This is a genomic window from Mycobacterium fragae (assembly GCF_002102185.1).
In the GTDB taxonomy this organism is placed as follows: Bacteria; Actinomycetota; Actinomycetes; order Mycobacteriales; family Mycobacteriaceae; genus Mycobacterium; species Mycobacterium fragae.
Genome location: NZ_LQOW01000003.1, coordinates 166,524 through 189,138 on the forward strand (window position 1 = coordinate 166,524; position 22,615 = coordinate 189,138).

General features: G+C 66.2%; 22 protein-coding genes and 1 pseudogene. 8 read left to right on the forward strand and 15 right to left on the reverse strand.

The genetic code is table 11. From position 1 onward, the window contains the following. The first annotated feature begins 34 nt into the window (after window positions 1–34). Together pruA and AWC06_RS01580 are read left to right on the forward strand one after the other, a co-directional pair. On the forward strand, window positions 35–1,669 hold the full coding sequence (gene pruA, locus AWC06_RS01575) for an L-glutamate gamma-semialdehyde dehydrogenase (RefSeq protein ID WP_085193697.1): 1,635 nt from the start codon (window positions 35–37) through the stop codon (window positions 1,667–1,669). Then, window positions 1,669–2,688 (forward strand): proline dehydrogenase family protein, encoded by a 1,020-nt coding sequence (locus tag AWC06_RS01580; protein ID WP_085193699.1) that lies wholly within the window; start codon window positions 1,669–1,671, stop codon window positions 2,686–2,688. Before pruA ends, AWC06_RS01580 begins: the two co-directional genes overlap by 1 nt. Window positions 2,689–2,946: 258 nt before the next feature. Here the strand turns inward: AWC06_RS01580 and AWC06_RS01590 are convergent, their stop codons facing one another. From AWC06_RS01590 to AWC06_RS01600, 3 genes are read right to left on the reverse strand one after another with little or no spacing between them, the layout of a single operon-like run. After that, window positions 2,947–4,398 carry an MFS transporter gene (locus AWC06_RS01590; RefSeq protein WP_085193702.1) on the reverse strand — a complete coding sequence of 484 codons (1,452 nt, stop codon included), beginning with the start codon at window positions 4,396–4,398 and terminating at the stop codon, window positions 2,947–2,949. Between the two features lie 29 nt (window positions 4,399–4,427). Then, on the reverse strand, window positions 4,428–4,811 hold the full coding sequence (locus AWC06_RS01595) for a type II toxin-antitoxin system VapC family toxin (protein ID WP_085193704.1): 384 nt from the start codon (window positions 4,809–4,811) through the stop codon (window positions 4,428–4,430). Then, complete coding sequence (locus AWC06_RS01600) at window positions 4,808–5,005, reverse strand: type II toxin-antitoxin system VapB family antitoxin (RefSeq protein WP_085193706.1); 198 nt, start codon at window positions 5,003–5,005, stop codon at window positions 4,808–4,810. Before AWC06_RS01600 ends, AWC06_RS01595 begins: the two co-directional genes overlap by 4 nt. A 91-nt stretch (window positions 5,006–5,096) precedes the next feature. Between AWC06_RS01600 and AWC06_RS01605 the strand changes: the two genes are divergently transcribed. Next, window positions 5,097–5,897, forward strand: coding sequence for an esterase/lipase family protein (locus tag AWC06_RS01605; protein ID WP_085193707.1), 801 nt, complete (start codon window positions 5,097–5,099; stop codon window positions 5,895–5,897). On the opposite strand, the gene AWC06_RS01610 is transcribed toward AWC06_RS01605, so the two are convergent. Genes AWC06_RS01610 through AWC06_RS01650 form a run of 9 tightly spaced genes read right to left on the reverse strand, consistent with a single transcriptional unit; the run spans window position 5,894 to window position 13,623 of the window. Next, window positions 5,894–6,508, reverse strand: coding sequence for a TetR/AcrR family transcriptional regulator (locus AWC06_RS01610; protein ID WP_085193709.1), 615 nt, complete (start codon window positions 6,506–6,508; stop codon window positions 5,894–5,896). The genes AWC06_RS01605 and AWC06_RS01610 overlap by 4 nt on opposite strands. Beyond that, window positions 6,505–7,575 carry a zinc-binding dehydrogenase gene (locus AWC06_RS01615; RefSeq protein ID WP_085193711.1) on the reverse strand — a complete coding sequence of 357 codons (1,071 nt, stop codon included), beginning with the start codon at window positions 7,573–7,575 and terminating at the stop codon, window positions 6,505–6,507. The genes AWC06_RS01610 and AWC06_RS01615 overlap by 4 nt, the downstream gene beginning before the upstream one ends. Window positions 7,576–7,586: 11 nt before the next feature. After that, window positions 7,587–8,750 (reverse strand): lipid-transfer protein, encoded by a 1,164-nt coding sequence (locus AWC06_RS01620; RefSeq protein WP_085193712.1) that lies wholly within the window; start codon window positions 8,748–8,750, stop codon window positions 7,587–7,589. After that, window positions 8,747–9,205 carry a MaoC family dehydratase gene (locus tag AWC06_RS01625; protein WP_085193714.1) on the reverse strand — a complete coding sequence of 153 codons (459 nt, stop codon included), beginning with the start codon at window positions 9,203–9,205 and terminating at the stop codon, window positions 8,747–8,749. Before AWC06_RS01625 ends, AWC06_RS01620 begins: the two co-directional genes overlap by 4 nt. Next, the gene (locus AWC06_RS01630; protein ID WP_085193972.1) at window positions 9,202–10,308 is read right to left on the reverse strand and encodes an acyl-CoA dehydrogenase family protein; all 1,107 of its coding nucleotides are present in this window, start codon (window positions 10,306–10,308) and stop codon (window positions 9,202–9,204) included. Before AWC06_RS01630 ends, AWC06_RS01625 begins: the two co-directional genes overlap by 4 nt. 5 nt (window positions 10,309–10,313) lie before the next feature. Then, on the reverse strand, window positions 10,314–10,715 hold the full coding sequence (locus AWC06_RS01635) for a Zn-ribbon domain-containing OB-fold protein (protein ID WP_085193716.1): 402 nt from the start codon (window positions 10,713–10,715) through the stop codon (window positions 10,314–10,316). Continuing rightward, complete coding sequence (locus AWC06_RS01640) at window positions 10,715–11,257, reverse strand: FAS1-like dehydratase domain-containing protein (RefSeq protein ID WP_085193718.1); 543 nt, start codon at window positions 11,255–11,257, stop codon at window positions 10,715–10,717. The genes AWC06_RS01635 and AWC06_RS01640 overlap by 1 nt, the downstream gene beginning before the upstream one ends. Next, complete coding sequence (locus AWC06_RS01645; RefSeq protein ID WP_085193720.1) at window positions 11,254–12,462, reverse strand: acyl-CoA dehydrogenase family protein; 1,209 nt, start codon at window positions 12,460–12,462, stop codon at window positions 11,254–11,256. The genes AWC06_RS01640 and AWC06_RS01645 overlap by 4 nt, the downstream gene beginning before the upstream one ends. Window positions 12,463–12,465: 3 nt before the next feature. Further along, a complete protein-coding gene (locus tag AWC06_RS01650) occupies window positions 12,466–13,623 on the reverse strand; it encodes a cytochrome P450 (RefSeq protein ID WP_372457983.1) in 1,158 nt (385 codons plus the stop codon). A 177-nt stretch (window positions 13,624–13,800) separates the two neighbouring features. Between AWC06_RS01650 and AWC06_RS01655 the strand changes: the two genes are divergently transcribed. Both AWC06_RS01655 and AWC06_RS01660 read left to right on the forward strand, forming a co-directional pair. Next, entirely contained in the window at window positions 13,801–15,264 is a 1,464-nt protein-coding gene (locus tag AWC06_RS01655) for an aldehyde dehydrogenase family protein (protein WP_085193722.1), read from the forward strand. Then, window positions 15,261–17,564 carry a CaiB/BaiF CoA-transferase family protein gene (locus tag AWC06_RS01660; protein ID WP_085193724.1) on the forward strand — a complete coding sequence of 768 codons (2,304 nt, stop codon included), beginning with the start codon at window positions 15,261–15,263 and terminating at the stop codon, window positions 17,562–17,564. Before AWC06_RS01655 ends, AWC06_RS01660 begins: the two co-directional genes overlap by 4 nt. 91 nt (window positions 17,565–17,655) lie before the next feature. Here AWC06_RS01660 and AWC06_RS01665 read toward each other — a convergent pair whose 3' ends face one another. From AWC06_RS01665 to AWC06_RS01675, 3 genes are all read right to left on the reverse strand, one after another. Further along, on the reverse strand, window positions 17,656–18,192 hold the full coding sequence (locus AWC06_RS01665) for a pyridoxamine 5'-phosphate oxidase family protein (protein ID WP_085193726.1): 537 nt from the start codon (window positions 18,190–18,192) through the stop codon (window positions 17,656–17,658). 30 nt (window positions 18,193–18,222) lie between these two features. Further along, window positions 18,223–18,759 carry an NUDIX domain-containing protein gene (locus AWC06_RS01670; RefSeq protein WP_085193728.1) on the reverse strand — a complete coding sequence of 179 codons (537 nt, stop codon included), beginning with the start codon at window positions 18,757–18,759 and terminating at the stop codon, window positions 18,223–18,225. 78 nt (window positions 18,760–18,837) lie between these two features. Continuing rightward, the gene (locus AWC06_RS01675; RefSeq protein ID WP_227370954.1) at window positions 18,838–20,496 is read right to left on the reverse strand and encodes a transposase; all 1,659 of its coding nucleotides are present in this window, start codon (window positions 20,494–20,496) and stop codon (window positions 18,838–18,840) included. Window positions 20,497–20,627: 131 nt separating this feature from the next. Between AWC06_RS01675 and tnpA the strand changes: the two are divergent. The 3 genes and pseudogenes from tnpA to AWC06_RS01690 form a co-directional block, all read left to right on the forward strand. After that, window positions 20,628–20,870: pseudogene (tnpA, locus tag AWC06_RS01680) on the forward strand (IS200/IS605 family transposase); the annotation flags it as partial. A gap of 9 nt (window positions 20,871–20,879) precedes the next feature. Next, on the forward strand, window positions 20,880–22,271 hold the full coding sequence (locus tag AWC06_RS01685; RefSeq protein ID WP_085193730.1) for an acyl-CoA synthetase: 1,392 nt from the start codon (window positions 20,880–20,882) through the stop codon (window positions 22,269–22,271). Further along, window positions 22,262–22,612 (forward strand): VOC family protein, encoded by a 351-nt coding sequence (locus AWC06_RS01690; protein WP_085193732.1) that lies wholly within the window; start codon window positions 22,262–22,264, stop codon window positions 22,610–22,612. Before AWC06_RS01685 ends, AWC06_RS01690 begins: the two co-directional genes overlap by 10 nt. The last annotated feature ends 3 nt before the right edge of the window (window positions 22,613–22,615 follow it).

Genomic DNA, 22,615 nt, shown 5'->3' on the forward strand with positions numbered 1-22,615 from the left:
TCGTGGCAGGCCCTCGGCGCGCATTCTGAGGGGCATGGACGCGATCAGCGATGTCCCCCCGCCCGCCAACGAGCCGATCCACGACTACCTGCCGAGTTCGACCGAACGCGCCCGACTGCGCGCCGCGTTGACCTCGCTGGCTGATCATCCGATCGACCTGCCACACGTCATCGGAGGCAGGCACCGGATGGGCGGGGGTGAGCGGATCGACGTCGTGCAGCCGCACCGCCACGCCGCGACGCTCGGTACGCTGACCAACGCCGAACACGCTGACGCCGCCGCGGCCATCGACGCCGCCATGAGCGCGCGGGACCCTTGGGCGGCTATGCCTTTCGACGAGCGGGCCGCGATCTTTCTGCGCGCCGCCGACCTGCTCGCGGGCCCGTGGCGGGAAAAGATCGCCGCCGCAACGATGCTCGGCCAGTCCAAGACCGCCTACCAGGCCGAGATCGACGCACCGTGCGAGCTGATCGACTTCTGGCGATTCAACGTCGCCTTTGCGCGTCAGATTTTGGCGCAACAGCCGATCAGCGGCCGCGGTGAGTGGAACCGCACCGACTACCGGCCGCTGGACGGATTCGTCTACGCGATAACGCCGTTCAACTTCTCCTCGATCGCGGGCAACCTGCCCACCGCACCGGCGCTGATGGGCAACACCGTGGTGTGGAAGCCGTCGATCACCCAGACCCTGGCGGCCTATCTGACCATGCAGCTGCTCGAGGCGGCCGGCTTACCGCCCGGAGTCATCAACCTGGTCGCCGGCGACGGGTACGCGGTTTCCGATGTGGCGCTCGCGGATTCACGGCTGGCCGGGATCCACTTCACCGGGTCGACGGCCACCTTCCAGCACTTGTGGCGCGAGGTCGGCACGAACATCGGGCGCTATCACAGCTATCCGCGGCTGGTCGGCGAGACCGGCGGTAAGGACTTTGTGCTCGCCCACGCCTCGGCGCAGCCGGATGTGCTGCGCACCGCGCTGATTCGCGGCGCGTTCGACTATCAGGGCCAGAAGTGCTCGGCGGCGTCGCGGGCATTCATCGCGCGCTCGGTGTGGCAGCAGATGGGTGACGACTTCCTGTCCGCCACCGCCGAGCTGCGCTACGGCGATATCACCGACTTCTCCAACTACGGCGGCGCGCTGATCGATGAGCGAGCCTTCGCCAAGAACGTCAACGCCATCGAACGGGCGAAGGGTGCAGCCAGCGTCACGATCGCGGTCGGCGGCGAATACGACGACAGCGAAGGCTATTTCGTACGCCCCACGGTTCTTTTGTCGGACGATCCGGCCGACGAGGCGTTCGCAACCGAGTACTTCGGCCCGCTGCTGGCCGTGCACGTCTACCCCGACGATCAGTACGACCGGATCCTCGACGTCATCGACACCGGATCCCGTTATGCGCTCACAGGCGCGGTGATCGCCGACGACCGCGACGCCGTGCTGGTCGCGCAAAACCGGCTGCGGTTCGCGGCAGGCAACTTCTACGTCAACGACAAGCCGACCGGCGCGGTGGTGGGCCGCCAGCCGTTCGGCGGGTCGCGCGGATCGGGTACCAACGACAAGGCGGGCTCTGCGCTGAACCTGCTGCGCTGGACATCGGCGCGCACGATCAAGGAGACGTTCGTGCCTGCCACCGACCACAACTACCCGCACATGGCGGGCGAACAGTAATGACGCCCGGGCGATCGCAAGCGCGGCGAAGCCGGGCGCGGCGGGTCGTCCGCATCAAACCCGGGTTGTTCGCCAACACGCTGCGGCCCGCGATTCTGGCCGCGGCCGGGTCCGACGGGCTGCGGCGCGCCGTCGAACGCCTACCGGTCACCAGCAAGGTGGTACACCGATTCGTCCCGGGGGAGACACTCAGCTCGGTGCTGGACAGCGTTGCGGCCTTGCGTAATTCGGGGCGCCTGGTCAGCATCGACCACCTGGGCGAGGATGTCACCGACGTCGACGGTGCGAACGCCGGTATGGACGCCTATCTTCGCCTCCTCGACGCGTTGGGCCGGCGCCCCGATGTCAGTCACGATGGCGTGCGCCCCCTCGAGGTATCCCTCAAACTCTCTGCCCTGGGACAGGCACTCGACCGCGACGGCGAGAAGATCGCCCTGGAGAATGCGCACACGATCTGCGAGCGCGCCGAGCACATCGGCGCCTGGGTGACCCTCGACGCCGAAGACCACACCACCACGGATTCGACGCTCTCGATCGCCGCGGATCTGCGGGCCGATTTCGATTGGCTGGGTGTGGTTTTGCAGGCCTACCTACGGCGCACGCTGGGCGACTGTGAACAATTCGCCGCCTCCGGGGGCCGGGTCCGGCTCTGCAAAGGCGCCTACGACGAACCCGCGTCGGTGGCCTACCGGGACGCCGCCGAGGTCACCGACTCCTACCTGCGCTGCCTTCGGGTGCTGATGGCCGGATCGGGCTACCCGATGGTGGCCTCGCACGACCCGGTGATCATCCACGCGGCGGCCGAACTTGCGAGCGAATCCGGCCGTAGCGCCGGCGATTTCGAATACCAGATGCTGTATGGCATCCGCGACGGCGAGCAGCGGCGATTGGCGCACGCCGGCAACCACGTGCGGGTGTACGTGCCATTCGGCACGCAATGGTACGGATACTTCATGCGGCGCCTGGCCGAGCGTCCGGCCAACCTGATGTTCTTCCTGCGGGCACTGGCCAAGCGCTGACACTCATCGACGCCGACGTAGCCTGTGCCACAACCGAAGTGGGAGCAGTCCGATCAACGGTGCCCGCTTGCCGAGCTCGCCCCTGTGGTCAAAGGCGGTGGCGTATTGGCGCGCCTGCGCGGCGGTCGAATACACCTTGGATCCGTTGGCTTGGCCGCAGCCCCGCTCACATTCCCAGTGCATCGTGCGGCCCTCGACGCGGAAACGCGGTCGATGGCCCAGCAAGCGGCATGCCCACGGCGTAGCAGTCATGAGCCGTCATGTGGCTTCCGCGGTCGTCAGCGGCATGGCAAGGTCTTCAAGCTTTTGCCCTTCGGCCTTGACCCCGAAGATCAGTTCGACCACGCCCCCGACTGCCATCACCGCGGCGCCGATCAGGAATGACAGCGCGGCTTGATGGCGGTCGCCGGATTCGATCAGGTCGCCGAACAGCAGCGGTCCGGTGATGCCGCCGATGGCGGTACCGACCGCATAGAAAAAGGCGATCGCCAACGCCCGGGTCTCCATCGGGAAGATCTCACTGACCGTCAAATACGCGGCGCTGGCACCGGATCCGGCCAGGAAGAAGCACACCATGAGAACGCCGAGAAACGTCCAGACGCCGCCGAATTGGCGCAGGAAGACGCCGGCCAGCACGACCGCCACCACGGCCGAGCCGAGGTAGGTCAGCGAGATCATCGGCTTTCGTCCGACCGTGTCGAAGAGCGGTCCGAGTAACACCGGCCCCGCGAAGTTGGACAGCGCCCACAGGATGAAGAACACCGGGACCATCCCAGAGGCGACCGAGTAGAAGCCACTCAACAACGTGCCGAGGTTGAAGGTGACCCCGTTGTACATGAACGCCTGCCCGATGAAGAGTGCAAGACACAAGATCGCGCGGCGGGGATACAGCGTGAAGGCCACCTTGGCGATTTCGCGGAACGGGATGGACTTGCGCTGCCGGATCGTCAGCGATCCCTCTGGCTCGGGCAGCTTTTCGTGCGTCTGGCGCTCGATGTCGTCCTCGATGCCGCCGACGATCCGCTCGGCCTCCTCTTGGTGGCCGTGAATGAAGAGCCAGCGCGGACTTTCCGGAACGTTGCGGCGCACCACCAGCACCGTCAAACCGAAAACCGCGCCGACGCCGAAGGAAATTCGCCAGCCGATATTGAGAGGAAAGATTGACGTGTTCAAGAGCACCAGCGCAGCGGCGGCGCCCATCGCCGATCCCAGCCAATAGGAGCCGTTGATGGCCAAATCGACGCGCCCACGGGCCCGCGCGGGGATCAGCTCGTCGATCGCGGAGTTGATCGCGGCGTATTCACCGCCAATGCCGCTGCCCGCGAAGAACCTTGCCGCGAAGAAGTACCAGGGTGCGAAGGAGAACGCCGTCGCCGCGGTGGCCGCAAGATAGATCGCCAGAGTGGTGATGAACAGTTTCTTCCGACCGAAGCGGTCGGTCAGCTGACCGAAGAACAGCGCACCCGAGCACGCACCGGCAATGTAGAAGGCGGCGGCAACGCCGATCTGCGCGGCGCTGATCTTGATGCCGCTGCCGGGTTCGGTCAACCGGGCCGCGACATTGCCCACCATGGTGACTTCGAGGCCGTCGAGAATCCACACGCCGCCCAATCCGATGACCACCCGCCAGTGGAACCGCGACCAGGGCAGCCGGTCCAGCCTAGCCGGTACCTGCGTCGTAATAGTGGCGGTCTGTACTTCTGAGGTCATCGCGGCAACATACCCCGATCGGTCACGATTCATCCGCTGGTGGACGACTCGTCGAGGTAAGAGATCCCGACATCACGGCACGCAGCCACCAGCCGCTTGTCGCGCGTCCAGAGCTGCGCCCCGTCGATGAGTGCCACGGAGCCCATCAAATGAGCATCAACGGCACTCAAGCCACGCCCGAAGAGATGGCGGTGGTCGACGAACGCCATCACCTCGGTGTGACGAAGGAGCGGGAACTGGTGCAGGCTGCCGAGCAGCTCCAAGATCACGGTGCGCTGCCTGATCGATCCGAGAGCCAATTCTTCGATCACGGATGGGTGAGACCCGACCTCATCCGCTTCCAGTAGGGCGACCAAACGTCGGTCGGTGTTGTGGAGATGGTCGATCCACACCGAAGTGTCGACGAGGATCACCCCGCGGAGCCCCGCCGCCGGGGGGCCGCAGCGGCCTGCTTTTCCGATCCGCCGAGAGCGGACAGCCGACGGGCACTTTCGACGCGTATGAGGGTGGTCAACCCGTCGCGCAGCAGTGCTGACTTCTCCGTGATGCCCGTGAGTTCACTCGCGCGGGCCAGCAGTTCGTCGTCGATGGTTACCGTCGTCCTCATCACGTACCTCCTGCATCAAATCTAGCATCATTTGATGCGCTGAATGATGAACGCCATGAGCTCAGTCTGCCAAGATGGCAGGCTGGATCCTATGGCTGAGCCGATGTTCGAACCGTTCGAGCGTCCGCGGCGATCCGGCGCCCCGCCATTGCCGCTCTCGGTGACCGATCCCGCGCGAGCGGTAGTCGAGTTCGGTCTGCTGCTCACCTCCCTGCCGCTGCGGCGCGCGTTGCCGAGCGGCGACGGGCATCCGGTGCTGGTGCTGCCCGGCCTGCTGGCCGATGACATATCGACGCTGGCGCTGCGGCGCATTCTGCGCGGCCTGGGATATCGGGTTCATGGCTGGCGGCTGGGCCGCAACATCGGCCCGACGCCGCAAGCGGTCGCCGGGATGGGTGATCGCCTGCGTGACCTGCACACCCGGTACGGCACTCCCATCAGCGTGATCGGCTGGAGCCTGGGCGGTATCTACGCGCGGGCGATGGCTCGGCGGCGGTCGTCGTCGGTGCGGCAGGTGATCACCCTGGGCAGCCCGTTTCGCCTCACGGATCGAAACCAAACGCGGGCCAGCGCGGCCTTCAACCGCTTTTCGCACCTGCACGTCGAGCGAACCGCCGCCCCGCTGGACCTGGAGACCGAGCCCCTCCCGGTCCCGGCGACTTCGATCTACTCCAGATACGACGGGGTGGTGGCCTGGCAGGCCTGTCTCGATCTGCGATCTCCTCGTGCCGAAAACATCGCGGTGGTCGGCAGCCACTTCGGTTACGGGCACAATCCCGCGGTGGTGTGGGCGGTCGCGGACCGACTGGCGCAGCCGCGTGGGCAGTGGGCCCCGTTCCGGCCGCCGGCGGCCCTGCGCCCGCTTTTTCCGCGACCGGACTCACCCGACTAGGGGTTGACCGCCCGTCGAGGCCGGGAACGATCGTTGCCGAACCCACGCACCACATGCGCGCGCACGAACTCGGCGACAACCTCAGGGTCGTCCATGTCCAGTGTCGACGACGGTGTACTGAACAGCGAGAACAAGATTCGCGCGAACCATTCACCCGCAGACGCGACGTCGAGGTCTTTACGAACCTCGCCGGTGAGCTTGGCGGCCGCGAGATATGGAGAGAGGAAGTCGACGCATTCGCGCAGCAGTACGCCGGCATCCTTGGTCAGCAGCAGGCTGATCGCGTCCTGGTCGAAGTACTTCTCCGATGCGATGGCCCGCCGTGCCTGGGCCACGAAAACCGCTGCGCGACTCAGCTTTTCCTCCAGCGAGCCTCCGCGGTCCATGGCTTTGGACATCTCGCGGTAGAACCGTTCGGACGCGTGCTCGGCGCACGCTTCGACAATGGCGGACTTATCGCGGAAGTACTCGTATACGGTGCTGCGGGACACGTTGGCCACCCGCGCGATGTCGACGATCGTCGTCTTCTGCATCCCGTCCTTGCGGAAACAGGCGTACGCGGACTCGACGATGAGCTCGCGGGTATCAATCGCGGTTTCCTGGATCGTCACGGCACCAACGCCCCTCGGGGCACCAGTCCGGCGTCTGCCGACTCGAAGGCGGCGTTGACATCGACCAGATGGAACGGCTTGGGCATCAAACGGGTAAACGGAAAGCGGGTGTGCTGCAGGAACGACAAGCCGACGGCCAGTGTGACCGGGTCGTAGAGCATCACGCCGCGAACCGACTTGTTGCCGTAGACAAGGACGCTCGGGTCGAGTTCGAATGTGCGCCCCGTTCCGATGTTGCCCACCTCCAGCAGCGTGCCGCCGTGGTTGAGGAATCCGATCCCGTCGGGAATGACACCCGGTACGCCGACGACCTCGAGCACCCAGTCGGCGCCGATGCCGTCGGTGCTCTGTTGGACCCGCTCGGTGATCTCCGCGGTCGAGATCCCGCTGGCGTCGATGCAGTGCGTGGCGCCGAAGTCCGCTGCGACGTCGAGTCGTTCGGCGATCTTGTCGATGACGATGACCTCGGCCGCACCTGCGGTGCGCGCGACCGCGGCGGCGTTGATGCCCAATCCGCCCGCGCCCTGGATGACGACGGTATCGCCCAGGCGCACGTCGCGCAGCGCGAACAACACCTGCGCCAGCGCGCAATTGAGCGGCGCGACGGCCTCGTCCGGAAGGTCTCCGGGCACCTTGTAGAGCGGCTGGCGGCGGGTGGTGTAGTAGTACTCGGCGTGCGCGCCGACGAAATGCGGGGGCTGGTCGTGGGTGCGGAATTCGCCGGCCATCAGGTTCTGGCAGGCGTATGACCGGCCGCGGGCACACGCGTGGCATTGACCACAGGTCCAAAAGTATGGCGTGACCACACGATCACCTACCGCGAGCGGCTTGCCGGTGGCGTCGGTAGTCAGGCCCTCGCCGAGTTCGACGATCTCGCAGACCATTTCGTGGCCCATCGCGAAGGGGTAGAACAACGGGAGCTCGCCGCGGAAGATGTGCAAGTCGGATCCGCAGATGCCGGCCATCCGCAGTTTGAGCGCCGCGGTTCCCGGCGCCGGGGTGGTAAGCGGAAACTCGGCGAGCTCAATCGGCCCGCCGGCGGCGGTCAAGAGCGCGATCTTGGGCATGATCGTCCTCCCTAGCCGGCCGGGGCGAGAATCAGTCCACTGGTCGGCACGCCGGTGCCCGATGTGACCAGTACGTGCTCGACGTTGTCGACCTGGTTGTACGAAGTACCCCGCACCTGGCGCACACCCTCGGTAATCCCGTTCATGCCATGGATGTACGCCTCGCCGAGCAGGCCGCCATTGGTGTTGATCGGTAGCGACCCGCCCATCGACAGGCGCTCGACGGTGGCGAAGTCCTTGGCTTCACCGCGCCCACAGAACCCGAGTTCCTCGAACTGGGTGAACACGAACGGCGTGAAGTGGTCGTAGATGAACGCGGTCTGGATGTCCTGCGGCTTGAGGCCCGAATCCTTCCACAGCTTGTCGGCGACCACACCCATCTCGGGCAGCCCGGTGATGTCCTCGCGGTAGTAGCTGGTCATCATCTCGCCCTCGGAGGCGGCGCCCTGGGCCGCGGCGGTGATCACCGCAGGCGGCTGACGAAGGTCGCGGGCGCGTTCGGTGCTGGTGACCACCAGCGCGACCCCGCCGTCGCTTTCCTGGCAGCAATCCAGCAGCCGCAGCACGGGTTCGATGATCCAGCGCGAATTCTGATGGTCCTCCAATGTGATTGGGCGCTGGTAAAACCAGGCGTCGGGGTTGGTGGCGGCATGCGCGCGGTCGACGATGGCAATCGTGGCGAAGTCCTCGTTTGTGACGCCGTAGGTCGACATGTAGCGCTGGGCGTGCAGGGCGACCCATGCTGCCGGAGTGAGCAATCCGAACGGCGCGTAGGGCGCCATGAACAGCGGGGTCTCCGCGCTTGTGCGCCCGGTGCCTCCGAAGCGCATACCGGAGCGCTCGTTGAACGCGCGATAACACACCACTACGTCGGCGACACCCGTCGCGATGGCCATCGCCGCGTGCACCACGGTGCCGGCGGCCGCCCCGCCGCCGTGCGGCACTCGCGAAAAGAAAGTCAGGTCACCGATGCCGACGCTGCGGGCGACGTCGATCTCGTCGCTGGCGTCCATGGTGAACGTGACCATGCCGTCGACGTCAGCCGGCGCCAAACCCGCGTCGTCGATGGCGGCACTGACCGCTTCACAAGCCAATTGCAGCTCGCTGCGCCCGGATTCCTTGGAGAATTCCGTCTGGCCGATGCCCACGATGGCTGCGCTGCCGCCCAGACTCATGCTTCGTTCCTTTGGAGGGCTGCGTCGAGCAGGCTGAGCACCGCGGTGCCCGAGACGTGGTCGCCAAGGCTGTTGGCGCCCTTGAAGGTTACTTCGACGAAGTTCTCGCCGCCCTTGCCCTCGGTTTTGCCGGTGACGCTGCCGGTGAAACGCAACGGATCGTCGGGGAAGCAGGGCACACCCAATCGGATGGACAGGTTCTTGACCATCGCTTCCGGTCCGGCCCAGTCGGTGAGGAAACGCACGCAGTATCCATTGGTGGTCAAGATGTTCATGAACAGGTTGGGCGAGCCCTGCTTGTTGGCGAAGTCGCGGTCGTGGTGCACCGGCATGAAGTCGCGCGACGCGATAGCCCCGGCGACGATCAGCGTCGTGGTGACCGGGATCTCCAGCGGCGTCACCACGTCACCGACATTGATGTCGGCCCACTTCAGCGTCGTGGTGCTCGTTGTCATGGTTGGCCTTTCGGGTAGGCGGCGCCGAGATGGGCGAGCTGCAGGGATCCCGGGCCGAGGGCGAGCTCGTTGTGCTTGGCCCACAGGAAATAACGATGCAGGGGATAGGTGGTGTCGATCCCGATCCCGCCATGCACTTGCTGGGTGGTGGCCGCAACCCGCGCACCGGCCTCTGCGGCCCAGAACTTCGCGATGCGGGCGGCCCGGTCGGCGGGCCGGCCCTGTTCGATCAGCCAGGCGGCATGCCACGTGGTCCACCGGATCGCCTCGACGTCGATGAACGCGTCGGCCATTCGCTGCTGCACCGCCTGGAAGCTGCCGATGGGTCGGCCGAATTGTGACCGTCCGGTGGTGTAGTCGGCCGCGATCCGCAACGCCCGTTCGGCGACTCCGAGCTGAATCGCGCACAGCCCGACCAGTGCCCGGGTGTGCAGCGACTCGACCTGTCCAGCGAGCCTGTTTGCGTAGGAAACCGTTGCACCCTCGAGGAACACGTCGGCATGCGGCTGGCCGTCGGTGGTCTTCACCGGTCGAATCTCGACACCGCCGGTATTTGCCTCCAGCAGGTAGAGGCCGATGTTCCCGTCGTCGGTGGTGGCCGGAATCAGCACGGTGTCGGCGAGTTGCGCGGCCGGCACCAGCTCTTTGGTCCCGTCCAGCCGCCAGTTCGATCCGTCGCGCCGTGCGGTGGTAGCCGGGTGGATGACGTCTGAGCGGCCCGGCTCGGCCAAAGCCGCAGTCAGGATTCGCTTTCCGGCAATCACGTCCGGCAGGAACCTCTGTTGTTGCTCGGCGGTGCCGTGCCGGGCGATCGGGTCGGCGCCCAAGACCAGCGTCGGGTAGACCGGCACCGGAGCGACGCTGGCGCCCACCTCGGCCAGCAGGACCCCGAGCTCGACGAAGCCGCCGCCGTTACCGCCGAGCGCTTCCGGCAGCGCGGTGCCCAACAGGTCGAGCGACGCGAGTTCTTTCCACAGCGCGTCGTCGTAGCGAACCTCGCCGGCTTCGAGCTCCGCGAGCCGTGCGGGGGTGGCTCTGCGCTCGAAGAGTTCTCGGGCGAGCTTGCTGATGGTCTCCTGCTCTTCGGTGAACGTGAAATCCACGAACGTCACCCGCCTGCAGGCCGAAACTGGTGCAGTACCAGATCGTTCTCGAAGGTTTGATAGCAGACCTGCACCGGCATGCCGACCGTGACGTCGGCAGGCTCGATGTCGACCAGATTCGAAACCAGCCGCACCCCTTCGTCGAGCTCCACCAGCGCAACGATGTAGGGATATTCGAAAAACGGAAACCGGGGCTGGTGTGGCATCACATAGCTGTAGACGCTGCCGCGCCCCGACGACTCGATGGTGTCCCATTCCAGTGAACGGCATTTCGGGCACATGGGCCGCGGTGGGTTGCGCAGCGCGCCGCATCCGGTGCAGCGCTGGATCAGCAGTTGATGTTCCCGCAGGCCGTTCCAGAAGAACGCGGTGTCCGGGCTGATCGTCGGGGCGAGTCGGGTGGCCATCAGCTTTGCGGCCTGAATCGCAGCACCCGGAATCGTTGCCGGCCCAGGACTTCGCCGTTCTGGTCGGTGTAGGTCGTCAGCCAGGTCAGGAAGAAGCCGGCGCCCAGCGCGGTCTGCTTCTCGTCGGAAACCGACTCGTATACCGTCGTCGCGCTGACGACATCGCCCAGTCGCGGGTAGCGTTCGATCTCGAACTCGGAGTTGGTTGCCACGGTGCTGGTGTACCCGGCCTCGTCGAGGAATGCTGTTGGATTGGCCTTGATTTCGACCGGCGCGCCGCCTCGTTCCGCGATCCCTTCGAGTTTTGGTGCAGGCATCGTCCAGGTCTGCAACATGACCGGCGGGGAGACGATACCGCCGAACCGCGACGAGGCCGCGAACTCCGGGTCGAGGTAAACCGGATTCAAATCGTCGAGCGCATGCGCCCAGTGCCGGATCATCGGCTGATTGACCGGATCCGGCGCTACCGACGGCTTTCCGGTGCCGCCGGTCGGCTGGCCGACGAGGGCCCGCAGTTTCGCTTGCAGCTCTGGGTCGGTCACCGGGTAGGTCCTCCTGAGTTTGTGATCGTAGCTCGAAGGTCGCGGGGCGCTCGTGGCATGCCCAACCCGGCCATGGCGATGATGTCGCGCTGAATTTCGTTGGCGCCGCCGCCGAACGTGTTGATGACCGCGAACCGGTATGCGGATTCCAGGGCTCCCCGCAGTGGCGCATCGTCGCCTTTGCGTAGCCCGTTACGGTCGAGCACTTCCAGCAGCTGACGGGCGACCTGCTGCGTCAGCTCGGTTCCGAACACCTTGGCGGCGGATGCCTCGCCCATGTTCAGTACGCCTTTGGTCATCGCCGCGTTGACCCGCAGGTTGACGAGTTTGTATGCAGCGACCTGTGCCTCGACCCGGGCGAGCGCGAGCTGCACCCACGGCTGGTCGATGACGCGCCCGTCGTCGAGCTCAGTCGTGGTGGCCCACTGCAGGGTCTTCTCGAACAGCGGCTCCAGCGCGCCGAGGTTGCCCAGCGCTGCACGCTCGAAGTTCAGCTGGGTGGTGATCAGCTGCCACCCTTGGTTTTCGCCGCCGACGAGAGCGCTGGCCGGGACCCGCACATTGTCGTAGAACGTGTAGAAGGTGGAGATGCCCGGCATGGTGTGCAGCGGCTGCCAGGAAAATCCGGGTGATGAAGTCGGCACGATGAAGATAGAAATCCCTTTGTGCTTCTTGGTGTTCGGGTCTGTTCGTGCGGCCAGCCAGATGTAGTCGGCGTACGCGGCGCCGCTGGTGAACATCTTCTGGCCGTTGATCACGTAGTGATCACCGTCGCGGACTGCGGTGGTGCGCAACGACGCGAGGTCGCTGCCGGCCTCCGGCTCGGAATAGCCGATCGCAAATTCCACACTGCCGTCCAGGATCGCCGGCAGAAACGTCTGCTTTTGCTCATCGGTGCCGCACTGCATCAGGGTCGGCCCGACCGTGTTGAGAGTCACCAGCGGGACCGGCGCGTTGACCCGCTGCGCCTCTTCGGCGAATATGAACTGCTCGATTGCCGAGAAGCCCCGTCCGCCATACTCTTTGGGCCATCCGACGCCGAGCAGATCAGCCTCCGCCAGCGCCCGAATGCATTCCCTTACTTCGGGACCACCTTCGACGCGGTCGCTGATCGCGGCGCAGCGTTCCGGCGTCATCACCCGTTCCAGCGCGGCGCGGATCTCGGCGCGCAGCTGCTGCTGCTCGGGCGTGTAGTCGAAGTCCATCGGTCAGGCTCCCAGCCGTATCGGCATCCGTTTCACACCGGGGATCATGGTGGCCCGCATCCGGTCCACCTCGCCGACCAACTCCAGCCTGGGGAAGCGACGAAGCAGCTCCTCGAACAGGACGCACGCCTCCAGGCGCGCTAGTTGCGCGCCCAGGCAGGAATGTTCGCCGCACCCGAACGCGATGTGTGGGTTCGGGTGGCGGGTCACCTTGAATTCTTCTGAGTCCCAACCGAATATGTCCTCGTCACGGTTGGCCGAGCCATAGAGCATCACCACCACCTCGCCCTGGGAGATCAGCTGTCCGCGAATCTCGACATCGGTGGTAGCGGTGCGCGCCATGTGAACTACCGGGCTCTTCCACCGCAACATTTCTTCGACGGCGCCCGGAATCAGCGTCGGATCGTCGATCAGCAGGCGGCACTGGTCGGGATGCTCGATGAGCGCGAGAGTGCCCAGCGCGATCAGGTTGCGGGTGGTTTCGTTGCCGGCCACCAGCAGCAGGTAAGCAAATTTGAGTAGGTCCTCGTCGCTGAGCCGGTCTCCGTCGATCTCGGCATTGACCAGAACCGACAACATGTCGTCACGCGCTTCGGCACGCCTGGCGGCGATCAGTTTCTGGAAATACTGGTAGCACTGGCCGAGCGCCACGAACGTCTCGAGTTCTATCTCCGGGTCGGCGGTTCCGGTGGCCGCGTCCGACCAGGCCCGGAATTCCTCCCAGTCGTCGGGCGAGGCGCCGAGCAGCTCGGCGATGATGCGAGTGGGCAGGGGAGCGGCGATCTCTTCGGCGAACTCGTGGGTGGATCCGGGTTCGACACCGTCGATGATTCCCCGCACGATCTCACGGATCTTCGGCTCGAGGATGGATACGTGGCGCCGGGTGAACCCGGAGTTGATCAGCTTGCGCAGCTGCCGGTGCCGCGGCGGGTCGGTGAAGATCAGGCTGCCCTCCTGTACCGGGTTCGGCATCGCCGGGTCGGGGATGGTGATGCCCTTGGTCGAGGAGAACAGCGCCGGATTGCTTGATACAAACCGGACGTCTTCGTACTTCAGCAGCGCCCAGAATTTCGTGACGTCGTTCCAGCACACCGGTGATGTCGCGCGCAGCTCACGGTAGGTGGGATACGGGTCGCCGGCGTAGAAGTCCGGGGAGTGCAGCGGGAATTTCGATTGCACCGAGCCTCCCTCAAGGTGATGGCAATCCGACATTTCGGGATGATCTGTCCGGATCACTCTGTTTACTCTGACGGCACCGAAGCTGTCAATATGTCCGTGTATAAGTCAAATACGCGTGAGCATTGACGACAGTGACCCGACAGGTGTAGACCAAGTGTCATGTCAGGCTCGCGCTCGCTGATCGACAGCTACCAGGTCTACATCGACGGGCGGTGGGTCGAGCCACAGAACGGCCGCTACGACGACATCTGCCCTGCCACCGAGGCTGTGATCGCCTCGGCTCCCGACCCCAGTCATGCCCAGGTCGACGCCGCCATCGCCGCTGCGCGCGCCGCGTTCGACTCCGGGCCGTGGGCCGACGCCGGACCCGAGCAGCGGTCGGGCTGGCTCAACCAGCTCGGCCAGGCGTTACTGGAACATGCCGACGACTTCTACGCGTTGGCGCAGCAGGAGTGGGGCTGCACCGCCAACGAGCGACTGGTCCACATCGACGGACCCCCGTTCATGGCTTTGCAGGCGGCCGAACTCGCCAGCCATCCGGTCGAAGAGGAGATCGAAGCATACGGTGCCGCCGGGAAAGCGGTGCTGCGCTACGAGCCGCTCGGCGTGGTGTCGATCCTGACGCCGTGGAACTTTCCGCATACCCTCAACGTGATGAAGGTGACCGCCGGACTGGCGGCCGGCAACACCGTCGTACTCAAGCCGTCGCCGCTGGCTCCGCTGGCCGGCCTGGCGCTGGCCCGAATCATCGACGAGCACACCGACATTCCGCCTGGTGTGGTCAACGTCGTCACGCCCTCGGACATCGAGTCCAGCAAGCTGTTGACCGTCGACCCACGGATCGACATGGTCAGCTTCACCGGAAGCTCAGCAGTGGGCAGGGAAGTGATGGCCGCGGCCGGCGGCACCATGAAACGACTGTTGCTCGAATGCGGCGGGAAGTCGGCCAGCATCGTGCTCGACGATGTCGGTCTGAGCGACGAGTTGCTGGAGCGGATGCTTTTCGAGTCCTGCTCGTTCCACGCCGGACAGGCCTGCATCCTGCACAGCCGGCTGCTGCTTCCCGATCCGATCCACGACGAGGTCGTCGATCGGCTGGTAACGCTGGCCCGCGAAGTGAAGGTCGGCGATCCCACCGACCCGCAGGTGCAGATGGGTCCGCTGATCAGCGCCGCGCAGCGCCAGCGCGTCCAGGCACACGTCGACGGCGCCCTCAACGACGGCGCCAAGCTCGCGACCGGCGGTGGGCGACCGGCCGGCTTGGATACCGGCTACTACTTCGAACCGACGATCCTCACCGACGTCACACCGGATTCGACGATCGCGCAGGAAGAAGTGTTCGGCCCGGTGCTGTCGGTGCTGCGCTACCGTGACGACGACGACGCGGTGAGGATTGCCAACAACTCGCAATACGGGCTTTCCGGCGCGGTGTGGGGCACCGACGTGGACCGTGCGGTCGGCGTCGCCCGCCGCGTTCGCACTGGCCAGATCACGGTCAACGGCAGCGGTCCCGGCGGTGCTCCGTTCGGCGGCTTCAAACAGAGCGGCTTCGGCCGAGAAAGCGGCGGTATCAGGGGAATTCGTCAGTACATGGAGCCAAAGGCCATAGGACTGCCGGCGTGACCGCAGCCCTACGCGGGCTCCGCGTCGTCGAGATCGCCAACGAGATCTCGGGTCCCTACTGCGGCAAGCTATTCGTCGACCTCGGCGCCGAGGTCACCAAGATCGAACCGCCATCGGGTGACCCGCTGCGCCGATGGGGCCCGTTTCCCGCCGGCCGGCTCGATCCCGATCGCTGTGGGCTGTTCGAGTACCTCAACGCCGGAAAGCGCAGCGAGGCCCGCGATTTCGCCGATGAAACCGACCTGGCGGGGGTCCGTGAGCTCGTCGGCGACGCCGATGTCCTCATCGACGCCCTTGCGCCTGGAACCCTCGACGGGGTCGATCCTCGCCGGGTCGTTGTGCGCATCTCGAACTTCGGGCGGCACAGTTCATTTCGTGATCGAGCGGCCACGCCGCTGACCATGCAGGCGGCATCCGGCTGGGTCAGCACACGCGATCCCGACCGCCCTCCCGTGCAAGCCGGCGCCCGGATCTCCGAATTCGTCGCGGGCGCATACGCTGCCCTGGGTGCACTGACCGCGCTGCGCATCGCACCCGCCGATCGAGTGACCGAGGTCGACGTCTCGGTGTTGGAGGCGTTGCTGTCCACGCTGCCGTACCCGATGCTGCTGGCCGAGAAAATGCGCACCCTGGGCCTGCCGGTCAATACCCGGTCTGCCCCGATGCTCGGTGTCGTGCGGGCCGCCGACGGCTGGGTCGGGATCAACTGCCTGACCGGGCAGCACTGGCTCGACGTGTGCGCCATGGTCGGACTGCCGGAGTTCGGCGAGCATCAGTTCGCGATCATGATGGGTGGCCCCGAGCGCGCCGACTTCTTCGCCAAAGCCCAACCGTGGCTTGCCGAGCGAACCGTCGCCGAGATCGTCGAACTCAGTCAGGCGCTGCGCATTCCGGCTGCGCCGGTCGCCGACGGCGCCGGCACGCTGGAATGCCCGCAATACCTCGAGCGGGGATTCTTCATCGAAGGTGGCGGCGCCGATTGGTCGTTTCGACGTCCCGGGCCGCCGTTTCGGTTTTCGAACACTTCGGCGCGCGGTGAGCCATGGCGGGAAGCCCGGCCGGTCGCCGCGGATCCGTCCCTGCCATTCGCGGGAGTGAAAGTCCTTGATCTCAGCACGTTCTGGGCGGGTGCGTACCTCACCTGCTACCTCGGAGCCTTCGGTGCCGACATCGTCAAAGTCGAGTCAATCCAGCGTCCAGACGGTTTCCGGTATTCGGGCGCATATCCGCACGAGGGCGAGGACTGGTATGAGCGCAGCGCGCTGTGGCAGGCCACCAACCTCAACAAGCGCGACCTCACCCTCGATCTCACCTCGCAGCGCGGCCGCGACCTCGCGCGCCGGCTGGCTGCCGACGTCGACGTCGTCGTCGAGAACTTCTCCCCTCGGGTGGTGGAGCAGTTCGGGCTGGACTATCCGTCGCTGGTATCGATCAACCCCGACGTAATCCTGGTCCGCATGCCGGGATTCGGCCTGGACGGCCCGTGGCGCGACTACGTCGGCTGGGCGTTGAACATCGAACAGGTCTCGGGCATGTCGGCGGTCACCGGCTACGCCGACGGCCCGCCCTGCAACGTGCAGGGCCCGGCCGATCCCATCGTCGGTGTGCATGCCGGCGTGGCACTGCTCGGCGCGCTCGAGCACCGCCGTCGCACCGGCGAAGGTCAGCAGATCGAGGTCGCGCAGATCGAAGTCGGCGCCGCCGTCACGGCCGAACCGGTGATCGAGTACTCGATGAACGGAATCGTCAAGCCGCGGGAGGGCAACCGCCGGCGCGGCTACTGCCAAGGTGTCTACCCGACCGCCACCGACGACGCTTGGGTGGCGCTGTCGGTGCGCGACGACGCCGACTGGTCGGGGCTGGTGGACGCGATGGGCCGCCCAGAACTGCTCGAGGATGGCCGGCTGGCGTCGGCCGACGGGCGCGCCGACGCCCACGACGTCTTCGACGATGTGGTCGGTTCCTGGACTAGGACGCAAATGCCGGCGAATATTGTTGCGGCGCTTCGGATACGCAACATCCCCGTCGAGGAGCTGCTCACTTCAGATCAGATGTATGACGTGCCTGCGCTGGATGAGCGCGGCTACTACGAGGACTTCCAGCACCCGGTCACCGGTCGGCACCGCTATCCGGGGTGGCCGTTTCGCATCAACCCGGGGCCGCGTCGTCATCACCGATTCGCCCCGCCGACGCTTGGCCAGCACAACGACGAGATTTTGCGCGCCATGGGCCTATCCGACGACGAGCTCGCCACGCTGCGCCGTGATCGTGTCATCGGCGAGCGGGTGACGGGCTCCTAGCCGGCTATCCGCAAGGCTTCGTCGACTGGGCGCCGCTCCGCTACCCGGGCCAGAGCAGAAAGTCCTTCGCGACGAGGGACTTCCTGCCGGCTCAGTCTTCAGAGACCTCGAAGCGGGTGGCGCCGAAAGGCTCAGCGGTTCCGAACGCGTACACCGTCGTCGGCGTGATCCGGTACGCATACCATGGCGGCGGACCGGCTGACGGGGCGCTGTAGTCGGCCGTCAGCGCGCCGTCCCGCACCTCGGCGGGCCAGCCTTCCCGAACGAAAGATGCTGCGACGGAGTGTAATTCGGCATCATCGGTGACCACGTTGGCTGTGCCCTCCACGACAAGGTCGAACTCAGCTGTCGCCACGCCGACGGTGCAGCGCGGATCCGCTGCGATGTTGCGCGACTTACGGGTGTGCGGACCGGAGCTGAAATACCAGACGCCGCCGATCTGGGTGATGCCCACCGGGGTCAGATGTGGGCTGCCGTCCGCGTTGAGCGTCGTCAGCCACACGGTGTGTCGATCGGGACCTCCGGTGCCGGGTGCTTGGGGCAGGTCGCGTGCCAGCGTGTCCCGCACCCGGTTCCAGTCGATTGGCGGCGCCCCGTACCCGTCGAGGTTGCGATGTGAGATCTGCATGCCAATACAGACCGACCCGCGTGGCAGAAGTCATCGCTCCGACAGCAGAAGCAGCGTCCATGCGGCGATCGACTGGGCATCGGTGATCTCCCCGTCGGCGATCATCCGATCCACTGCCTCGCGGGAGAACCAGGCGCTGTGCATGTCCTGCTCCTCGTGCTCGCGTTCGTGTTCACCCTCGGTGACGCCGGTCGCCAGGAACACCCGACCACGCTGGCTGCTCATCCCGGCGGCGACGTCGAGGATGCCGAGAGGATGCATGGCTTGCGCGCGCAGGCCGGTCTCCTCACGCAGTTCTCGCGCCGCGAGAGCCTCGGGGTCGAGGTCCGCAAGATCGGGTGCGGTGCCCTGCGGGAACTCCCACCGGCGCATGGCGAGCGGATAGCGGTATTGCTCGACGAGGCAGAACCGGTCGCCGTCGCGTGCGATCACCAGCGCGTAATCCGGCTTGTCGATGACGCCGTAACTGCCGCGACTGCCGTCGGGACGACGGACCTCGTCCTCCCGCACGCTCATCCAGCGGTTTCGATACACCTCACGCGACGCGACGCGCACGATCGGATCCATCCGTCCAGTATTCTTGACGTCCTCCCTGCAGTGAAACTGCGGGGATTCCTCGTGCCGGCCGGCTGTCTCGATGGCCGCTCATGCGGCTATCGCCGTGGGCTGGTCGGTAGTGGAGGTTCGTGCCGAGCGGCTCTGTCGCATCACAGTTTTGGCTTTACGCCTCGCTTTGATGCGCGCCACTGACCTCCGCGACGGCGGATGTCTGCGGCCTCGCCGCTTGCGTGCTGATGCACTACGGCTGGACTTCGGCGACTCGTCGACGTCCTGACAATGCCGCCAGCCCTTGCGGGCTGACGGCAAGTCCAGCCGATCGACCCCATCGACCCCGGTGCGGACATGAAGTCCCAGGTAGGCCGAAAACAGGTCGCGATCCTCGCGAATGCCGCACGCGCAGCGGTGCACCCGTTGCGAAAGCGGCTTGTTCTTTTTCATCCCGCACAGACAGGTTTGCGACAAGGCGGTGGTTCGTGGGTTGTACTCGTAGAGCTGCTGGCCGCCGGCACTTTCAGCCTTGCGGCGCAACCTGTCTACCAGCAACCCCGGTGCCCGGTCACGCACACTGCGCGGGAAGCTCTTCTGCCACGACACGTAATCAAGTCGCTCACAGGCGATATCGGCGCCGTGGCCCAACAATCGGTTGCCCAGCGCCCCATGCAAGGATTTGCGGTGCTCGGCCAACCGGCGATGCAACTCGGCCACCTGCCTGGTGGTCCGCATCGCAGCCGCCGAACGCTGCCAACCGCACCGCACCCACGTGTGAGTGCCATCGGCGCGGAAGCATTCCGGTGAACCGGCACGGTGCTGACGATCCAGACGCCGCTGGGCGCGGCGCAGCCTCTTGGTATCCAACCGGATGCCATCAGCCAACGGTTCCACCCAGCCCGACCAGCTACCATCACCGCGCTGCACGGCGATCGCGATCTGGCTCGGGCCGAGGTCAAACGACACCCGACCCGCCCCCACCGGGTGCCGCTGCGTTGGGCGCCCATCACACACCAACTGCATGCGGTAGGTATCACGGCCGTCGATCACCGTGCGCACAATCCGGGTCGACAACACTTTCCCGGCCGCGATCAACACTTCGATCTCACCGAGCTCGGCCCGCTGCTCACGACCACGGCGACCCCCCATCGCCACCGGCGCGATCGGGATCACCAAACCCGCGCCCCACTGCAACCCAACCAACCGCCAAGCATCATCGGTGTTGGGCCGCAGCGCACCATTGCCGTCCTTGGCTGCCACCGAATGCAGACCGCGCCGCGCGTTCTTAAACCGCGGCTTGCCCTTCTTGCCGACGTGCCACTGGCGCACCGCATCAAACGCTCGCGCCCCCAGATTCTGGGTCTCCTGCGCCGGCAGATGTTCACGCACCCACGACGTGCGCAGCGACGACGCGAACGACTGCGCAGCATCAGCGGTGAACCCGTGCCCAGCCTGCACCGCCCCAAACGCGGCACCACGCTTCTTACGCTCGGCGGCTGTGCGCCGCGGCAATTCGCGCGCCGCCTGCCAGGCTGGATCGGCCTTCACCGCGCGGCTACGCCCGATGAACTCGCCCAGCACCGCGTTATACACCCGCACCCCGGTGAACAACCGAGTGCCGATCTGGCGGCACTGCGTTGGGGTCGGCCGCAGCGGCCACGACCGCACACGCGTCGGCGCACCCCGGGCCCGCTTGCGCGCACGAGGCTTACCCACCGCCTCGACGGCCGGTGTCGCTGCCATGCGGTCCGACATAGCCACAGCACAACCGTAGAGGCGACCACTGACACCAACGACGTCTCGCCGTAAACGCCACAGCGTGTCGCGACTGCACGCCCACCTCGTCTTCGAAACCACCATGCGCACCGTACGCCGAGCTCGATGTCGAGTTGGTCGAGTTCAACGGCGAGGCCGACCACGCGCACCCGCTCGTGGCTTATCCGCCCACACAGGCGATCTCGACGCTGATGCAACGCCTCAAAAGCCGCACGGCTAACTCCGTTCGCCGGGAATCCACCGGCGCATGTGTGCCCGCCCCCATGTGCAGCCACCTGTGGTCGCCGTCCTACTTCGCCGTCTCCTACGGCGGCGCACCCTCATCGATCATCAAGCAATACATCCGAAGGTAACCTGCTCACGTGCTGCTGACCTCGCTCGCCGCAGGCCGCGACATCGGCGACGCCGTCCGCATCGGCGACGTCACGCTCAGCCGCAGCGATTTCGTGGGCGCCGCCACGTCGGTGGCCGAACGGGTCGGCGGTGCGGACCGAATGGCGGTGCTGGCCACCCCGACCGCGTCAACCGCGCTGGCCGTCGCGGGTTGCCTGATCGCCGGTGTGCCGGCGGTGCCGGTGCCCGCCGACGTCGGTCAGGCCGAGCGGCGTCACATCCTCACCGACTCTGGCGCGCAGGCCTGGCTGGGTCCCGTTCCCGACGAGCCGGAGGGCCTGCCGCACGTCCCGGTGCGCCTGCATGCCCGCTCCTGGCACAGCTATCCTGATCCACCTCCTGAGGCCACCGCGCTGATCATCTACACCTCCGGCACCACCGGCCCGCCCAAGGGGGTGCAGCTGAGTGGAAAGGCGATCGCCGCCGACCTGGACGCGCTGGCGCAGGCTTGGCAGTGGACACCGGAGGACACCCTGGTGCACGGACTGCCGCTTTTTCATGTGCACGGTCTGGTGTTGGGTCTACTCGGGTCGCTACGCGTCGGAAACCGCTTCGTGCACACCGGAAAACCCACGCCAGAAGGTTACGCAGCAGCAGGCGGCACGCTGTATTTCGGTGTTCCCACGGTGTGGTCACGTGTGGTGGCCGACCCAGGGGCGGCCGAAATGCTAAGGCCGGCACGACTGCTGGTGTCCGGCAGCGCTCCGCTGCCGGTGCCGGTATTCGACCAGTTGGTCGCGCGCACCGGCCATGCGCCCGTCGAACGATACGGAAGTACCGAATCGCTGATCACGCTGTCCACCCGCGCTGACGGCGAGCGCCGTCCGGGCTGGGTCGGCCTGCCGCTGGCCGGCGTGCAGACCCGGTTGGTCGACGACGCAGGTGCTCCGGTAGCGCACGACGGGGAAACCATTGGGCGACTGCAGGTTCGCGGCCCCACCCTGTTCGACGGGTATCTGAACCGGCCGGACGCCACCGCGGAGGCGTTCGACGCCGACGGCTGGTACCGCACCGGAGATGTCGCGGTCGTGGACGGCGACGGTATGCATCGCATCGTGGGTCGTGAGTCGGTCGACCTGATCAAGTCCGGCGGATACCGGGTGGGCGCCGGTGAAATCGAGACGGCGCTGCTCGGCCATCCCGGTGTGGCCGAGGCGGCGGTCGTCGGCCTGCCCGACGAGGACTTGGGCCAGCGGATCGTGGCGTTCGTCGTCGGTGACGGTGATCCGCAGGCCCTGATCGACTATGTGGCTCAGCAGCTTTCGGTGCACAAGCGTCCGCGTGAGGTGCGGATCGTCGAGGCGCTGCCCCGCAACGCGATGGGCAAGGTGCTCAAGAAGGAGCTGATGACGTGGCGCTGACGTTCGACGAGATCTGCGTGGACGCGGTGGATCCCACCGCGCTGGGCGTGTGGTGGTCGACGGTGTTGGGCTGGTCGCACGACATCGACGATGAGGGCGACGTGCTGCTGCACGCCCCGGCGGGCGCCGGCCCGAACTGGATGTTCCTCGGCGTGCCCGAGGGCAAAGTCGCCAAGAACCGCATCCACTTCGACTTTCGGCCCGACAACCAGCAAGCCGAGGTCGATCGGGTGGTCGGGCTGGGAGCGCGTCGCGTTGACATCGGTCAGGGCGACGACGCAAGCTGGGTCGTGCTGGCCGACCCCGAGGGCAACGAGTTCTGCATCTTGGCGGCGGAATAGGCC

Coding starts and splice junctions, on each gene's coding strand:
- pruA (WP_085193697.1), top strand. CDS start 35: ATGGACGCGATCAGCGATGTCCCCCCGCCCGCCAACGAGCCGATCCAC.
- AWC06_RS01580 (WP_085193699.1), top strand. CDS start 1,669: ATGACGCCCGGGCGATCGCAAGCGCGGCGAAGCCGGGCGCGGCGGGTC.
- AWC06_RS01590 (WP_085193702.1), bottom strand. CDS start 4,398: ATGACCTCAGAAGTACAGACCGCCACTATTACGACGCAGGTACCGGCT.
- AWC06_RS01600 (WP_085193706.1), bottom strand. CDS start 5,005: ATGAGGACGACGGTAACCATCGACGACGAACTGCTGGCCCGCGCGAGT.
- AWC06_RS01605 (WP_085193707.1), top strand. CDS start 5,097: ATGGCTGAGCCGATGTTCGAACCGTTCGAGCGTCCGCGGCGATCCGGC.
- AWC06_RS01615 (WP_085193711.1), bottom strand. CDS start 7,575: ATGCCCAAGATCGCGCTCTTGACCGCCGCCGGCGGGCCGATTGAGCTC.
- AWC06_RS01620 (WP_085193712.1), bottom strand. CDS start 8,750: ATGAGTCTGGGCGGCAGCGCAGCCATCGTGGGCATCGGCCAGACGGAA.
- AWC06_RS01625 (WP_085193714.1), bottom strand. CDS start 9,205: ATGACAACGAGCACCACGACGCTGAAGTGGGCCGACATCAATGTCGGT.
- AWC06_RS01635 (WP_085193716.1), bottom strand. CDS start 10,715: ATGGCCACCCGACTCGCCCCGACGATCAGCCCGGACACCGCGTTCTTC.
- AWC06_RS01645 (WP_085193720.1), bottom strand. CDS start 12,462: ATGGACTTCGACTACACGCCCGAGCAGCAGCAGCTGCGCGCCGAGATC.
- AWC06_RS01655 (WP_085193722.1), top strand. CDS start 13,801: ATGTCAGGCTCGCGCTCGCTGATCGACAGCTACCAGGTCTACATCGAC.
- AWC06_RS01665 (WP_085193726.1), bottom strand. CDS start 18,192: ATGCAGATCTCACATCGCAACCTCGACGGGTACGGGGCGCCGCCAATC.
- AWC06_RS01670 (WP_085193728.1), bottom strand. CDS start 18,759: ATGGATCCGATCGTGCGCGTCGCGTCGCGTGAGGTGTATCGAAACCGC.
- AWC06_RS01675 (WP_227370954.1), bottom strand. CDS start 20,496: ATGTCGGACCGCATGGCAGCGACACCGGCCGTCGAGGCGGTGGGTAAG.